The organism is Shewanella profunda, assembly GCF_023283765.1.
Taxonomy (GTDB): domain Bacteria; phylum Pseudomonadota; class Gammaproteobacteria; order Enterobacterales; family Shewanellaceae; genus Shewanella; species Shewanella profunda.
In genome coordinates this window covers 33,387-49,956 of sequence record NZ_JAKILG010000038.1, presented here as the reverse complement: position 1 = coordinate 49,956, position 16,570 = coordinate 33,387, and the positions used below count along the sequence as shown (strand labels likewise).

Below are 16,570 nucleotides of genomic sequence, written 5' to 3'. Positions count from 1 at the left end.
TTGCGGGACTTATCGCCTATCAATTGAAAGACAATAAGCCACAACTGAACATCACTAACGCAGAGTTTAATGCTATTGCAGTTATGGCTTGTTAAACCGATCTCAGGTTAATTACATGCCGCTAGCCATTATAGGCTGTAGTACATCTCAAACTCTAATGGGTGAGTTGTACGGCTTACACGTTCAGCTTCCGCGGATTTCAGCGCAATATAAGATTGGATAAAATCTTCGCTAAATACACCACCGCGAGTTAAGAACTCATGGTCAGCTTGCAGATTTTCAAGGGCGTTTTCTAATGAAGTGGCTACTTGTGGGATTTCAGCCGCTTCTTCAGCAGGCAGATCGTACAAGTCTTTATCCATTGCTTCGCCTGGGTGGATCTTATTCTGGATACCGTCAAGTCCCGCCATCAGCAGTGCTGAAAAACCTAAATATGGGTTTGCATGTGGATCTGGGAAGCGAGTCTCGATACGACGACCTTTAGGGCTTGGCACTACTGGAATACGAATTGACGCAGAGCGGTTACGGGCAGAATAGGCCAACATAACGGGTGCTTCAAAGTGTGGCACTAAACGCTTGTAAGAGTTAGTGCTTGGGTTGGTGAAAGCATTCAGTGCGCGAGCGTGCTTGATGATACCGCCAATGTAGTACAGAGCTGTTTCACTTAAACCCGCGTATTTGTCGCCAGCGAACAAGTTAACACCGTCTTTCGCCAGAGATTGGTGAACGTGCATACCGCTACCGTTGTCACCAACGATTGGCTTAGGCATGAACGTCGCAGTCTTACCGTAAGCGTGTGCCATATTGTGCACTACGTATTTTAGAATTTGGATTTCGTCCGCTTTCTTAGTTAGCGTGTTGAAGCGAGTTGCGATTTCGTTTTGACCCGCAGTCGCCACTTCGTGGTGATGCGCTTCAACGACTTGGCCCATTTCTTCTAACACTAAACACATAGCGCTACGTAAGTCCTGTGATGAGTCAACAGGTGCAACTGGGAAGTAACCGCCTTTAACAAATGGACGGTGACCCGTGTTGCCGCCTTCGTAGCTAGTGCCTGAGTTCCAAGCCGCTTCTTTAGCGTCGATCTTTACGAAACAACCTGACATGTCAGTACCGAAACGGACATCGTCGAATAGGAAAAACTCTGGTTCTGGTCCCATTAATACTGTGTCAGCAATGCCAGTAGAACGTAGGTATTCTTCAGCTCTTTTTGCGATAGAGCGTGGGTCACGATCGTACCCTGTCATTGTGCCAGGCTCTAAAACGTCACAACGGATCAGGGCTGTGGTTTCTTCAGTAAAAGGATCCAGTACAAAAGTGGTTGGATCTGGCATCAGTACCATGTCTGATTCGTTAATGCCCTTCCAGCCAGCGATTGAGGAACCATCAAACATTTTACCGTCTTCGAAGAAGTCAACGTTTACCTGATGAGCAGGAATAGATACATGCTGCTCTTTTCCTTTAGTGTCGGTAAAACGTAAATCAACAAACTTAACTTCTAATTCTTCAAGTTGCTTTAAAACTGATTCAACTGACATTCTCAAGCCTCCGGTAGGGTAAAGGGATGACCCTTCTTATAATCTTTTAACTCAAGTGTACGTTACTGAGCCAAACTTACGAGCTATATAGCGATATCCATGCCAACAATATAAAGTATTGATAATCAAAAGCTATAGAATTTATTGCACTAAATTGATTCTACAAATGCACTTATTTAGTGCGTTTGTTCGCAGTAATTTGGTGCAGCAATCCATTTTGGTGCGCCCTGCGACAATGCGTTTTATGTTAACTTCCTTTGTTTTTTGGATTTTACTGGCATCTGATAAAATCTGAGTTCCTCATTGAAGTATTCAATTCAACCCACAAATTTTTCTGTTTGCAACAAGGTGCACAATAGATCTAGCACATAACATACAGAGAATGAGTCGTTAATTCTAACCTTATTGCTAGATTATTTTTTGGCCGTATTAGTGTCATAAAATTGTGCGAAATTAACAGACTAACGCCTCAATGATAACAGTGCGATAAAATGTAATAGTTGTTTAAAATCATATTATTAGAGAGAGTGTCGTTCTTGGGTGTGGATTAAGTTTATGGCTTGTAAGCTAGGTGAGCTTGGATGACAAGCCATTGACTATGAGTTGCAAATTGGCATTTATCGAAACGGGTTATTCAACGCCTAGACCTGTCGGTTGCCTAATTTAGTTATCGCGGCTTAAACAATCCAAAAAATTTGAAAGAGAGCCATTTAGTATCAGTATTTTGCGATGGGGATCCGCATTTATGTGAGTACCTCATAATATGAAAAATAGTGAATTCAGCTGTTTAACTTGCCAGTGTTTGCCAAGAATGGCTATTTATTTGCGCTTTTACGGTGCGTGCAGACTATTTGACTTAGTGTGCGCCATACGAGGTACGCCTAGCCGACAGTTATTGTTTTATAAGTGTTCAAAAATAATCCTGTGCGCCAAGACCGCTCTGGAGTAGAATGGCACGCTTTTTTATGGCGACTCAACGTAGATTGCTGTAACGAATATTGTAATATCCCCTATTTTTGTTTGATGGTAAGAGGTTTATCCGTGCTAGAGAATTTACGTAACATCGCCATTATTGCACACGTTGACCATGGCAAAACGACCCTGGTAGACAAGTTGCTGTCGCAATCAGGAACCCTTGCAACCCGGGGAGAAGCTACTGAGCGGGTGATGGACTCCAACGATCTTGAGAAGGAACGTGGGATCACGATTCTGGCAAAGAATACTGCCATCAAGTGGAACGATTACCGTATCAACATCGTTGATACCCCAGGCCACGCCGATTTCGGTGGTGAGGTGGAGCGTGTTCTGTCTATGGTTGACTCAGTATTACTGCTGGTTGATGCCGTTGATGGTCCAATGCCACAAACTCGCTTTGTAACCAAAAAAGCGTTTGCTCAAGGCCTAAAGCCAATCGTTGTTATCAACAAAATTGACCGCCCAGGTGCACGCCCTGATTGGGTTATCGACCAAGTATTCGATCTGTTCGACAACTTAGGCGCGACTGACGAGCAATTAGATTTCCCAATCGTTTACGCTTCTGCGTTAAACGGTTTTGCAACTTTAGATCCAGATGTTGTCAGTGAAGATATGACGCCTCTGTTCCAAACTATCGTTGAAAAAGTATCTTTCCCAGATGCAGACGCCGAAGGCGCGTTCCAGATGCAAATTTCGCAAATCGACTACAACTCATACGTGGGTGTTATCGGTATCGGCCGCATCAAGCGTGGTAGTGTTAAAACTAACCAACAAGTGACTATTGTTGGCGCTGATGGCAAAACTCGTAACGGTAAAATGGGCCAAGTATTAGGTTACATGGGTCTAGACCGTACTGAAGTTGAAATTGCTAACGCGGGCGACATCGTTGCTATCACAGGTTTAGGCGAGCTGAAAATTTCTGACACTATCTGTGCTGTTGGCACAGTGGAAGCTATGCCTCCTTTGACTGTTGATGAACCTACTCTGACCATGACTTTCCAAGTTAACACTTCACCTTTTGCGGGCAAAGAAGGTAAGTATGTGACTTCACGTAACATTTTGGAACGTCTACAAACAGAATTAGTCCACAACGTGGCACTGCGTGTTGAAGAAACTGAAAGTCCAGATCGTTTCCGTGTTTCTGGTCGTGGTGAGTTGCATTTATCAATCCTGATTGAAAACATGCGTCGTGAAGGTTACGAGTTAGCCGTATCACGTCCAGAAGTTATTCTGAAAACCATCGACGGTGAACTGTGTGAACCATTTGAAACTTTAACCGTTGACGTTGAAGAAGAAGATCAAGGCACAGTGATCGAGAAGTTAGGTACCCGTAAAGCTGAAATGAAAGACATGCAGCTTGATGGTAAAGGTCGTGTACGTATCGACTTCATCATCCCAAGCCGTGGTTTAATTGGTTTCCAAACTGAATTCTTAACTGCGACTTCTGGTACTGGTCTTATCTACCACTCGTTCGATCATTACGGTCCACATAAAGGTGGCGATATCGGTCAACGCGCTAACGGCGTATTGATTTCTAACGCAACTGGTAAAGCACTGACCTTCGCACTGTTCGGTCTACAAGATCGCGGTCGTCTCTTTATCGGCCATGCCGCTGAAGTATATGAAGGCCAGGTTGTTGGTATCCACGCTCGCTCAAACGATCTGACAGTTAACTGTTTGAAAGGTAAGCAGCTGACCAACATGCGTGCTTCTGGTACTGACGAAGCTCAAGTACTGACTACGCCAATCACAATGACGCTTGAGCAAGCGCTTGAGTTCATCGATGATGACGAATTAGTTGAAGTCACGCCTAAGAACATTCGTGTTCGTAAGAGACACTTGACTGAAAACGATCGTAAGCGCTTTAACCGCGGTTAATGCCAGCCTGCTAACTCAGGTGACTCATCCTTAAGGTGAGTCAATCGGTTTAAAAGCCCTGCATAGGAGACTATGCGGGGCTTTTTTATATTATCTACCGAGAATTTTGACGTTTATTCCTGTGGCCCGTCGTAGATAAATCCCTGAGGGTTCAATGATGGCAGTGAACGTATGCAATTACGACCAGCCGATTTGGCAAGATAAAGGGCAGCATCTGCTTGGCGGACTAATTCTAAGGCGCTGTGTTGCTCTGAAGGCTGTAAGCAGGCGATACCAAGACTGACTGTGACTATACCGAGGTCGGTTTTTGCATGGGGGATAGTGAGAGACTGGATAAGTTGATGAATATAGTGCGCCGTATCGAGAGAGGTTTGTTTATCTGTATTGGGCAATAAAATAATAAACTCTTCGCCGCCGTAGCGAGCGACTAATTCCCCCGCTCGACGACCGGACTGAGATAAGCAGTTAGCCAGTTTTTTTAGACAGTCATCTCCAGCGAGGTGGCCGTAGTAGTCGTTAAATAATTTAAAATGGTCAATATCGAGCATGATAAGAGCAAGTGGCGTGTTACTGCGTTGTCCGCGGCTCCATTCAGTTCGCAGCATGTGGTCAAAAAGTCTGCGGTTGCCAATATTGGTTAAGCCGTCCGTGTTACTCAGTATTTCTAGTCGGCTGTTCGCCTCGGCTAGCTCACGGGTGCGCGCTACGATTATGGATTCAAGTTCGCGATTATGCTCTTCTAGGCTTGTCATAGGGTAGATCTCACCTTTGTTTGCTAAACCGTAGGGGATAGATATTCCGCTATGGGCAATTTTCCAGTCATTGTTTTCTCGATGAAAAATCAATACTAGCCTTGCGGTTTCTCGGCAGAGTATCGATTCGGGAATGGGGAGATGTATATGGAAAAAGGCGGTAGCAACGACCAGATCCTCAGCAAGATCCTGTAATGATAAATCTAACATTTCGATATGGATCCGCTCTGGCACTTGTGCAAAGTCTTGGCGAGTGATCCGTATCCACTCCTCTTTATTGGTGATCAGGGCATCACTGCTACCCGCATAACCACTAAAATTATCGCTAAAACGGGTTGTGAGTTTGTCATCTCGTGAAGAGTACATCTCAATATAATCATCAAACAGTGATTGTATAAGTTGCAGACGTCTGTGTCGCATAGACTCGCTCCGAATGAAAGAATATAAAGCGTTTTCGATATTCTTATAGAATGAGTATTGACGATAAAACGGCTCAGCGAACTGATTAAAATTAATAAAGTTTTGTCAAAACTACTCTAAGAGCTCAGATCGTGATCTTGCGCATTAGTTATGGTGTTTTTTTTGTCCTGCGGTTTTGTATTTTCGCTAAAGTGACCTAGTTTTATTCCTTAAGTTTGCGCTTTTTTGTAATGGTGCTCGTTTATTCTCCATATTTTTCGAGAGTATGGACGGTATCACTAATCATAAAAACAGATTAATGCAAACTGTAAAACTCGCTTTAGGGAGGGGGGAAAAGTGATTAGTCTAAATTACACAAAAAAATGATACAGGCTATACGCCCTTCGTTAATCATTAAATAAAGGAATAGCTCATGGACAAGACTCACAGCTCTCAAGGTAAATGCCCAGTAATGCATGGTGGTAATACCTCCGCCACAACCAACAATATGGACTGGTGGCCTAAGGCATTAAATCTCGATATTCTGCATCAGCACGACAAAAAAACCGATCCTATGGATCCCACATTTAATTATGGTGAAGCTTTTAAAACACTCGATCTCGCGGCGGTGAAGCAAGATTTATATGCCTTGATGACAGATAGCCAAGACTGGTGGCCCGCAGATTGGGGGCATTATGGCGGTCTGATGATCCGCATGGCATGGCATTCTGCTGGAACTTACCGCATTGCCGATGGCCGTGGCGGTGCTGGCACGGGTAATCAAAGGTTCGCGCCGCTTAATAGCTGGCCGGATAACGTCAATCTCGACAAGGCTCGCCGTTTACTCTGGCCAATCAAGAAGAAATACGGCAACAAGCTGTCTTGGGCCGATTTGATCATACTTGCGGGTAATGTCGCCTATGAATCCATGGGGTTGAAAACATACGGCTTTGCCGGTGGTAGAGCGGATATCTGGCATCCAGAAAAAGATACTTATTGGGGCTCAGAAAAACAATGGTTAGCGCCGAGTGATAACCCGAACAGCCGTTATTCTGGGGAGCGAGATCTTGAGAATCCTCTCGCCGCAGTAATGATGGGGCTAATTTATGTCAATCCTGAAGGGGTCGATGGTAACCCAGATCCCCTGCGGACCGCACAAGATATCAGAATTACCTTCGCCCGTATGGCCATGAATGATGAAGAAACCGTAGCACTAACTGCTGGCGGGCACACTGTTGGTAAATGCCATGGTAATGGTAAAGCCGAAAATTTAGGTCCTGAACCTGAAGCTGCAGATGTTGACGAGCAAGGTTTAGGTTGGATCAATAAAACCAGCCGTGGCGTGGGGCGTAATACTGTCACCAGTGGGATTGAAGGCGCTTGGACTACTCACCCAACCCAGTGGGATAATGGCTACTTCTATCTGTTATTCAGCTATGAATGGGAACTGAAAAAGAGTCCTGCAGGGGCTTGGCAATGGGAACCCATTAACATCAAAGAAGAAGATAAACCTGTTGATGTTGAAGATCCTGCGATTCGCCACAATCCCATAATGACAGATGCGGACATGGCGATGAAAATGGATCCTGAATATCGCAGGATTTCGGAGCGTTTCTATCGAGATCCGGCTTATTTCTCCGAGGTGTTTGCCCGGGCTTGGTTTAAGTTAACTCACCGCGACTTAGGGCCAAAAAGCCGTTATTTAGGCCCAGAAGTGCCCGCAGAAGAACTCATTTGGCAGGATCCGATCCCACAGGTTGATTACCGTCTCAATGACGAAGACATCGCAACATTAAAAGCTAAGATTTTGGCAACGGATTTAAGTGTTGCCGAATTAGTGGCAACCGCTTGGGATAGCGCCCGCACTTTCCGTGGCTCTGATTTCCGTGGTGGCGCAAACGGTGCGCGAATTCGCCTCGCACCACAAAAGGATTGGGAAGGTAACGAACCCGCTCGCTTGCAAAAAGTATTAAAAGTGTTAACCGAAATTCAGGCCAGTCTGAGTAAAAAAGTTAGTATTGCCGACTTAATTGTCTTGGGTGGAACCGCAGCGGTAGAAAAAGCGGCCCAGGATGCTGGGGTTAATATTAGCGTGCCATTTACTTCTGGCCGTGGCGATGCTTTGCAGGAAATGACGGATATTGAATCATTTGCCGTGCTTGAGCCCTTACACGATGCCTACCGCAACTGGCAGAAAAAGGATTATGTCGTCCAGCCTGAAGAGCTTATGTTAGATCGCACTCAGCTTATGGGACTTACAGCCCATGAAATGACAGTATTAATCGGTGGCATGAGGGTATTGGGTGCAAACTATGCGGGCAGTGCACACGGTGTGTTTACGGATCGTGTCGGTGTACTCAGTAATGACTTCTTCGTTAATCTGACCGACATGTCCTACAACTGGAAACCTGCTGGTAATAATCTGTACCAGATTATTGAGCGCAAAACCGGTGCAGTGAAATGGACAGCAACTCGAGTCGACCTTGTATTTGGCTCAAATTCGGTGTTGAGATCCTACGCCGAGGTCTATGCTCAAGACGATGCGAAAGAGAAGTTTGTGAAGGACTTTGTCAAAGCTTGGACTAAAGTGATGAACGCCGATCGTTTCGATATTGCATAGATACATTGTGAGTAGCTAAAAAGTGCAGAGAGTTCTCTGCACTTTTTTATTTTAGGCTGCAATCAAGGTTCCCTTAGTACCTCTGATATTTTTAATGTCCAATTCTATTAATCACTTGGATAAGTTCCATACGGATACTATCTGGGGTTTGGCTATGCCAGAAACCGGCAAGATAAGCGCCCAGCGGTAGCATAAATAATGCCGCGAGCACTAATGCGAGTAATCCTTTGTGTCCTAATCTGTGGCCTGATTTTAGGCCAAGACCAAGGGCTGCCGATTTAGGGCAAGCAGCGACGCAACGCATACAGGCTTGGCATTCATCACTGCGAACCGTGGTTTTAGTGTGCACTATGATATTGGCAGGGCAAGCACGGGTACACTTGTCGCATTTCATCCCTTTCGCTTCAATCAGGCAGTGCTGAGTATCTCGGCGGATTTTGAGCGGGCTAGCAAAGCTCAAAATCCCGAGCATTGCCCCATAGGGACATAAATAACGGCAGAATCCCTGACGACGCCATGCGGCTAAAGCAAGGACTAATCCAAAACATAACAAGGTGATAAGTCCGGGAGTGATAAAAAATATCGCCATTTTTAAGTCGGCAATCTTATGGTAATTACCGTCAAGATAATGGGGGATAGTTTGGGCTGGCATACCGATAACGATATAGCAGAGTGCGAATAATAAGAGGTACTTGAGCATTCGCAGTGGCCAATCGAGCCAAGCGGGTGGTGCAAACTCCGCTTTAATAAAGCGTTTTCTAAATGAATAGAGATATTCTCCAACTAAACCTAATGGGCAGGCCCAACCACAAAATGCACGTTTACAGAGTAAGCCAGTGATTAATACTGCTGCCAACATTACCGCCGCCGCAGGATGAGTCTGATCCCACAAATTGAGGCTGATAATGGCCTTAAGCTCAATGCCACCAGCAATAGGTAAGAAGGCATCCACCACATCGGGACGCATTAACCAAGGCGTAATACCTTGTTTAAGTAATAGGGTGTTAATGGTGTATTGGATCGCGACCAACAGTAAGGATAGCGCCAAAAGATGTTGAGTACCTTCACGCAAGGTATTGATTTTAATATCATGCTTTAAGGAGTCTGGAGCAAATCTATTAAGCGCCAAAGCCGCAGGTAACGCAATCAGTAAACCTAGAGCCAAGGGCCAATATAAGGTAATGGCTACAGCACCTAAACTACACAATAGTGTGGCGACAGCGCCCCATTTCTGGCCGCTCCAATAGCTGAGGGAGGCGAGATACATGAGTGCCAACATCAGGGTGAGTGATTCGATAAAAGTCATAGTGATGAATACAGCGAATGAGTAACGAGTACAGTGTCTGAGTGATGAACTGAGGATAAGTTTTTGAGTACTAAGTGAAATTGTGCGGCAGGTCTAACATTCTAACGAGCAATCTGCTAAAGCACACGATAGTTCACAAAGTCCACAAATATGGTATTGCAAAAATGATGTCTAAGTTGCAGGTAGGTTTGAGAGGTATTTTTCCTCTTGTTCTTTCGGCTGGCGCTGCGACCAATCAATTTGATCGCAACGCATTCCGGATGACGCTATATCTCAAAGCTATTGGTCAGCATCTCTATTGCAACGGCTTGATCTATAGGTCTATCACAAAAGGGTGTGCCAATATACGCTCGCGCTGCTCAGCCGTTAACCCAGTCGCATTCGCAGAAAGAGGAATGCGGTTCATTAGGTTGTTGTTATTTGTGCTTGGTAAATCATCTTCACTGCCATTGAGTTCTTCCGGATGCGCCAACCCGAGGTAGTGCCCTATCTCATGGGCGGCTAAACGAGCTATTGCGGTTTCAGAACCTGGTGAAGAATGTTCAAAATCGCAATTCGTTCGGGCAATAAAGACCGCATCAGCAGGCCCTGCGCCGCCGGGAATTCTTGGTGTGAGACCTGCCAAGCGTTGCTGGCCAAACGACGTTTGCTGTAATAAGCATGGTCCGATAATCACATCAATAGTATCTGCTGTTTTGGTTGGTAGCGAAGCCAATAAATCCCCCATTGGCGAGAAATCTGTCTGGTTTTGCATAATCAAGTCTTTATCGGCAATGGTTTCCACAGCAGTGACTGTAATGTCCAGTTCCAATTCAAAGCCTATCAATTGGGCAAGTAGTTCTGTATCTAACTCGGTACTCATTGCCGAGCTTAAAACTAGACGTAGTCGAAGTCCTGGATGGGATAGCTCTTCGGATAGGCGGGATTCAATGCTAACGTCAGTTGGCAAAATGCCGGTAGTAGATGCATCGCACGCAACGGCTTCAAAACTAATATGGGTAAGCTCCGAGGCTGCACCTTCTAATACGAATAAACCAACCTGATGCAGAGTAGTCGTACGCCAGATGTTGTCATTAGGGGCTGCAGAGTTAGCAATAAGCTGTTCGTCAGTGATACTTGTGGCAGAGGACACGCGTAAACAACCTTGCGGTATAGCGCTTACCCGAATGGCCCGTCGTAAGTTATCAAGCGGCACTTCTACGGCCGAAGTGCGACCTGACTCTGCGTCTATCTTTACCGATGCCAAAGACGTCCACAATGATTGCTCCGCGGTGTGTTCGGTATCGCACCCCGCGGAGCAGGCCGCCACTAACCCGCATAAAAAAACGAATGACTTGTTCATCTAAGTGCCTTTGCCGGCACATACCGACCAATCAACTTTTTGATATTAGCATCGGTTTCGCGTTTATATTGTGTGATTAACAGTTGCTGTGCTCTGTCGGTATGTTGGGCGCCAAGTAAGTCAATCGTGGCGGCATGTTGACTTGAGTTTGATGAACTGATGCGTCTTTCTAGTAGATCGACCAGTTCCGGTGAGCTAGCACCAACATGCTTTAGTGCATCAATCAATGCCTTACTTACCCTCGGGTCATTCTCTAAAGAAAGCGCATTGACTAACGCTGGCTGAGCTTGTTCTGCTGGTAAGCGTGAAAGTGCATCCGCTGCTCTGCTGCGTGTCGCTTCTGACGGCGAGGTAAGCTCTTGGCTTAATGCGTCGACAAAGGTGCCATCACCGGTATTACCTATGCTATCAATCAAGATCAAACGCTCGCTTTGATCTGTTGTGCTGACGAGCTGTTGTTGTAGCGACTCCATAATATATTGTCGCAACGCCGGATCTGCTGAGCGGTCAACCATGCTACCTACACCCAACAAACTAGTGTTGCCAGCGATATCTTTGATCGTTGCGCGCGACATCAGTAGGTCAGCGACTTCCTGACTTGGTGTGCCAAAGTCTGCTAGTGCTGAGGCGGCTCTGGATTGGTCTCCCTGGCTCATTGTCGCGTCGAACATCATGCTCGATAACACCTCACGTGCTTTGCCCTGACCAGACAGCTGCAGGGCTAAAAAAGCGGTAGGGCGTGCTTCATCATCCATTTGTCCGCGCAGTTCAGCCACCAACAAGTCAATGTCTTCAGGATGCAGTTTTAGCCAAGCAGCCATCTCAAGTGCAGCATCAAAATAACGTGGTGGCTGTTCCGTTATGGCACTGTTGAAAGCGTTGTAAGCTTCAGTGTAACTTTGGTGCTGTGTTATAAGCTCGCTAAATTCCGGCGGCAAGTCATAAGGGATAGTTTTTTCAGCCAAATTCCAGTCAGTTTGTGGTATGGCAATAAACAGCTGGTCGTCGCGTTGCAATGAAAAATGTTGATTCATCACCACTTTTGGCGTGCCTGCAGTACTAATGCTTATCTGTTCTTGACCGCTCACAGCCTGCCACCATAGTGGCTGTGCAGTATTAAAGGTTGCTGTAGCTAATGATTTGTTCAGTGAAATATTTATACCAAAAACATCGGCAGCACCTCGTATGAGATGATCAGTTTTTTGCCGTTGAATTTGCAGCGGCTTTTGGCTGAGCAAACTAAAATGTGCAGTGTAATCGCCGAGCCCATCGAGGGCGGCTACTTGCCATTGAGTCTTACCAGATTCAGGTAGTAAAAAGGTTAAGTTATCTAGTTGAGTGGCGACTAGCAAGCGGGTTTTTGGTTGCCATTGCGGTGCAAATGCTGTGCTAATGATGGCACAGTTACTATCAACTTGTAGAAAGAACGGTAAGCCTTCAGGTGATACCGCGCGTTCTGCCGGTAACGTCATATTCTGCGTCAGGGTAACCTTGCTAAATGTCGCTCTAACGCGGGCGATACCAGCATTGAACTCTTCAACCTGCCAGCTCATCACTCCCTCAAAAATGTCCTTTTGACCTTCAGCTTCGACAGTTGAGCTAAGGTGGAAAGCTGCGGTTTGGCCTTGACTAAGGATGCAACTTGCCGTCTGTGATGTATGTGCAAACTCCCCCTCAGGGGAGCGTAAGTGCCTAGATGAGTGGTACGCTATCGCACTGACAACGGCGACAGTGACAGCGGCTAATACCAGTAATCTTTTAATGTTCACTCGTCTCATTTTTAAATCTCTCATGTTTAACGCTTGCGCACAGGGCTAAAGCAATTCTAGTGTGCCTTCAGTACCACGTTTTAACAGGTTTTGAGTAACAGGTTGTGACGAGAAACTGACCAGAGTAACGGATTTGCTACGACGAAAACGGAAGACTTTGATGGTCCCAACTAACTTTACTTTACCGCTGATGGTCTGCAGAGTATGGTCCAGTGTTACGTCGCCACGCACTAAAATGCGTTGGTCATCGGTAAGGCCAAAACTTAATACTCCAGTTAACGGAAATTTATTTTCTAAAAAGCGTAAATTAGCATCCACGCCGGCTTTTACTATGCCAGCATCCAAACCACCAAATATGCGGCCTGTGAAACTAAAATTAGGTGCTACGGTTCGAGTGAGATAACCACAAGTGTTGATAAACTCTTCGGAAACGAGCAATGTTTGACATTCAAGTGCATCGGTAAGCAGATCCATATCGTCATCAACGTCAATACCCACTCGCCCACCTGCACTGATTTTAAAACCGAGTCGCACTGGGCCAAAACCAAAACCTAAACCAGCAACATCTTGGCTTTTGTCCTGCTTAAACTCATTTTTCAGCTTAAGGTGTTCTTTACTTTCTTTGGCATCACCAGCAACGACTTTGTTAAATGCTTTAATTTGATGAAAATACGAGGATTGATTTTTGGTAACAACCGCTTCAGCAACCGCTTCAGCAATTTTTAAGTCAAAACTTTTGCCAATGTTACCCCTTAACGCGACTTCTCCGGTGGCACGACTCAAAATACCGTTGCGGTTTAAGGTGTTATCGATATCCATTTCAGATTCAATAGCTATACGGGAATTACCCGGATTACGCTTTTGGTTCTTCTTAAATGACACATCGCTAGCGGCGGTAGCGTTAACGCTTTCACGCTCTAAGTTAATATCGACCTCTTTGCAGTCATTGGTTTGATCTCCGTCGTTACCATCCTGAGAAAAACTGGTTACCACACAACCACGCAAAATAAAGTGAGTTTCGTTAGCCAAACTACCGTTTTTAACCACTGCCAGAACAGTTCCTTCTAGATACAGATCATGGTTGACTTGATCAGCAATCCCCGGTTGAATTTCATCAAAACTATAAGACGCTACCGTAGTGCCATCTTCCTGACCAATCATCAAGGGCAAGATAGTTCCAGGTGAATTTTCAGGAATTAACTCATAGGTTAGGGTCGCAACTGAGGGTAACTTACTTAATTGGTTTAGCTGCTCTTCAGTCATACCAAAGGTTAGCTCTTGTTGGATACTCAGGCCAGAGTCAGGGTCAACCACGGTTAAATCTTCCGGAATCTCATCTGCGGTAACTTTAGAATAATAAGGATCTGCGCCATTGAACACAAAACCAGACTGCACTGAAAGAATCGGCGTAGGTGATTCACCTTCTTCAGTCAACGCAATCAAGCCTACCGAAGACTCGCTGGCTAATTCGTATTCTATATCTACCCCCGCTTCGCGTAAGGTCAGCGTTGGTAAGTTGGTAGTTACATTGCCTGCAAGCTGTTTCTCATCGCGATAGAATTGAACCTGCAGCTCGACTTCACGCCCTGTAGCGGCCAATGTTTGGCATTCGCTAATTGGCCAGATAAAAGCATTTTCCACCACGGCTGGCTCACCGTTACCCGGTAACTCGACATCGATGGCACTAGAGCTACATACAATAGGCGCTGCTGGGTCTGTCGGTTTTTTCTCAACAAAACTAAAACTGACCGGAATATTGGTCACTTCAGTTATGTTTGAATCAGTGTTACGAATGGTGAATGACACGGGTATGCGGTGATTAAGTGCAAAGGCTTGAGTAGTATCAAAATCCATTGAAAAATTAGACATTTCTATATCAAAGTCAACGGCAGTTGGCTCTTCGACCGCAGAGGTATTGTCGCCACAAGCAGTTAGGGTTGCTAGCAACATGACTGCTAACAGTGGCTGTACGGAGGATTTTATGGTTAACATGGGTAAATTTTCTCTTGTTTCAATTAAAATTTAACCATAGCGAACTAGCGTGGTAACAACCGTGGTAATAAACGTGGAATTTTCAGCTTAGGTGCGTGGTATTTGGCAGGTCTTACCTGTAGTTGATAGAGGTTGAACAGTACACAATGCCATTCGGATAGGTATAATAGTCGCCCATGACGTTACATATCAGAGACATTCAGTTATATTCGCCTAGGTTATTAGGTTCTTTATTGCCGTAACAGCAAACTAATCCCAGACGATAAATTATCGTGAAATTTTGACGTAGTTAATCCCGTTTTAATTTGAGTTATTGATTTTAAATCACTCTCGTAGCACAATTGCCGCTAAAGTTGACAGTCCATATTTATGCAGTTTTAAAGCATAAATATATGTCTGAATTAAATGCTAAATAGTCAATAAAACTAAAACCCACAACAACCTTTTAAGGTCATTACTTTTTTGGTTTTTAATCTCATTTAATGGTCGCCCCAATAGACTGAATATAAACATTATCAATTTGGGGACTATTCAATCAAAACTATCAGGTGACGTGTTGTGCAAATCGTTATAAAAATGCTGGGTGAACTACAGGTTTTCCATAATAACCAGCTCATTCCGTTACCCTCTTCAAAATTAACCCGCGCTTTAATGGTTTATTTGTTATTAAATCCCCGAGCACAACGGCGAGATCATTTATGTGCGCTGTTTTGGCCAGAGACTAAAGATGCCCGAGGGGCATTGCGCTGGTCATTAAGTAAACTCAGAAATATTTTGAACAATCACATTGAACGTGTTGTCACCGACCACGACTCTGTCAGCATCAATACAGCGGACATCGATATCGATATCGATATTATTCACCTCAGTGTTCGTGCCTTACAGCAACACAGCAATGCTGCCGAAGTGACTAAGCTGGGAAAAGAATTGGCAATACCCTTACTGGACGGTTTGGATTTACATAACTGTCCAGAGTTTCAGCACTGGCTCGTCGCGCAGAGGCAGCAGCTGATTGAGCTGCACCGTAAAGTGTTGGGTCACAATGTGTCCGGTGTGGTAAGTCCTATTAGTAGTACCACACCAAAAACCGCGGCCTTATCTGCATGGACTCGACAAGCCTTGACACCAAATCAAACCGAGATCCACTTTTGTGCTGGTAACGACGGCGTAAACATTGCTTATGCATCTGTTGGCCAGGGTTGGCCAATAGTCAAACCACCAGCATTTATGAACCATCTGCAGTACGACTGGCAGGCTCCGTTATGGGGGCATATTCTTCACACGCTTGCCAAGAACCATCAGCTTATTCGTTATGATGATCGCGGTAGCGGCATGTCAGAACGTAACATATCAGATGTATGCGTTGAGGATTTACAACAGGATTTAGTAACGGTTGTTGCTGCCAATAACTTAAGTAAATTCGCTTTACTTGGTATCGGACAAGGCGCAGCTTTATCAATTGACTATGCAGTGAAACATCCAGATAAGGTATCACATTTAATTCTTTTTAGTGGCTATGCCTCAGGCTGGCGCGCAGAAGGCGATCCTAAACTGCGGAAAAAAATGGAGGCTATCATCGCACTGGCAGAAAGCGGTTGGGAACAAGACAATCCGGCATTTCGACAATTTTTTTCCATGACCTTTATCCCGGATGCCTGTCAGCAAGAGTTGGAATGGTTTAATGAATATCTGTATCTGGCTGCCAACGCAAAAAATGCCGCAGGTTTGATGTCGGCTTTTGCCGATCTGGATGTCCGCGATAAACTGGCGCAGGTAACAGTACCAACTCTGGTGATTCATTCACTTGGAGATAATGCGGTCCCGGCACTGTCGGGACGCGAAATTGCCGCGACGATTCCTGGCGCCGAATTTATTGGTCTGGACACGACATCGCATTTCCTGTTAGATCGCGAGCCTTCAGCACAGGTGTTTATTGATGTAATACAAGAGTTTATATCTAATAATTAGGTTAATCTTTGCTTAAGCAAGGCTGTGTTGT

9 protein-coding genes and 1 pseudogene are annotated in these 16,570 nt (G+C 45.1%); 4 read left to right on the top strand and 6 right to left on the bottom strand.

Annotation, left to right across the window (positions count from 1 at the left end):
- A pseudogene (locus L2744_RS16130) lies at window positions 1-95 on the top strand (IS982 family transposase); the annotation flags it as partial.
- A gap of 33 nt (window positions 96-128) precedes the next feature.
- On the opposite strand, the gene glnA reads toward L2744_RS16130, so the two are convergent.
- A complete protein-coding gene (glnA, locus tag L2744_RS16125) occupies window positions 129-1,538 on the bottom strand; it encodes a glutamate--ammonia ligase (protein ID WP_248992885.1) in 1,410 nt (469 codons plus the stop codon).
- A 1,041-nt stretch (window positions 1,539-2,579) separates the two neighbouring features.
- On the opposite strand from glnA, the gene typA reads away from it, so the two are divergent.
- Entirely contained in the window at window positions 2,580-4,391 is a 1,812-nt protein-coding gene (typA, locus tag L2744_RS16120; RefSeq protein WP_248992884.1) for a translational GTPase TypA, read from the top strand.
- Between the two features lie 113 nt (window positions 4,392-4,504).
- Here typA and L2744_RS16115 read toward each other — a convergent pair whose 3' ends face one another.
- Window positions 4,505-5,563 (bottom strand): GGDEF domain-containing protein, encoded by a 1,059-nt coding sequence (locus tag L2744_RS16115; RefSeq protein ID WP_248992883.1) that lies wholly within the window; start codon window positions 5,561-5,563, stop codon window positions 4,505-4,507.
- Window positions 5,564-5,975: 412 nt separating this feature from the next.
- Here L2744_RS16115 and katG point away from each other — a divergent pair, with 412 nt between their 5' ends.
- Window positions 5,976-8,162, top strand: a complete 2,187-nt coding sequence (gene katG / locus L2744_RS16110; RefSeq protein WP_248992882.1) for a catalase/peroxidase HPI — start codon at window positions 5,976-5,978, stop codon at window positions 8,160-8,162.
- Window positions 8,163-8,253: 91 nt separating this feature from the next.
- Here the strand turns inward: katG and L2744_RS16105 are convergent, their stop codons facing one another.
- The 4 genes from L2744_RS16105 to L2744_RS16090 all read right to left on the bottom strand — a co-directional run bounded on the left by L2744_RS16105 (window position 8,254) and on the right by L2744_RS16090 (window position 14,571).
- On the bottom strand, window positions 8,254-9,468 hold the full coding sequence (locus tag L2744_RS16105; RefSeq protein WP_248992881.1) for a 4Fe-4S binding protein: 1,215 nt from the start codon (window positions 9,466-9,468) through the stop codon (window positions 8,254-8,256).
- Window positions 9,469-9,781: 313 nt separating this feature from the next.
- Window positions 9,782-10,810 (bottom strand): zinc metalloprotease, encoded by a 1,029-nt coding sequence (locus L2744_RS16100; protein WP_248992880.1) that lies wholly within the window; start codon window positions 10,808-10,810, stop codon window positions 9,782-9,784.
- On the bottom strand, window positions 10,807-12,579 hold the full coding sequence (locus L2744_RS21675; protein ID WP_248992879.1) for a HEAT repeat domain-containing protein: 1,773 nt from the start codon (window positions 12,577-12,579) through the stop codon (window positions 10,807-10,809). The genes L2744_RS16100 and L2744_RS21675 overlap by 4 nt, the downstream gene beginning before the upstream one ends.
- Before the next feature lie 45 nt (window positions 12,580-12,624).
- Window positions 12,625-14,571, bottom strand: coding sequence for a hypothetical protein (locus L2744_RS16090; protein WP_248992878.1), 1,947 nt, complete (start codon window positions 14,569-14,571; stop codon window positions 12,625-12,627).
- Between the two features lie 558 nt (window positions 14,572-15,129).
- On the opposite strand from L2744_RS16090, the gene L2744_RS21670 reads away from it, so the two are divergent.
- Window positions 15,130-16,539: a bifunctional AfsR/SARP family transcriptional regulator/alpha/beta hydrolase gene (locus L2744_RS21670; protein WP_248992877.1), complete on the top strand. Its 1,410-nt coding sequence runs from the start codon at window positions 15,130-15,132 to the stop codon at window positions 16,537-16,539.
- Window positions 16,540-16,570: the final 31 nt, after the last annotated feature.

Bases quoted from the DNA above. Each gene is read 5' to 3' on its own strand.
- L2744_RS16100 (WP_248992880.1), bottom strand. From the start codon at position 10,810: ATGAACAAGTCATTCGTTTTTTTATGCGGGTTAGTGGCGGCCTGCTCC.
- L2744_RS16105 (WP_248992881.1), bottom strand. From the start codon at position 9,468: ATGACTTTTATCGAATCACTCACCCTGATGTTGGCACTCATGTATCTC.
- L2744_RS16090 (WP_248992878.1), bottom strand. From the start codon at position 14,571: ATGTTAACCATAAAATCCTCCGTACAGCCACTGTTAGCAGTCATGTTG.
- glnA (WP_248992885.1), bottom strand. From the start codon at position 1,538: ATGTCAGTTGAATCAGTTTTAAAGCAACTTGAAGAATTAGAAGTTAAG.
- katG (WP_248992882.1), top strand. From the start codon at position 5,976: ATGGACAAGACTCACAGCTCTCAAGGTAAATGCCCAGTAATGCATGGT.
- L2744_RS16115 (WP_248992883.1), bottom strand. From the start codon at position 5,563: ATGCGACACAGACGTCTGCAACTTATACAATCACTGTTTGATGATTAT.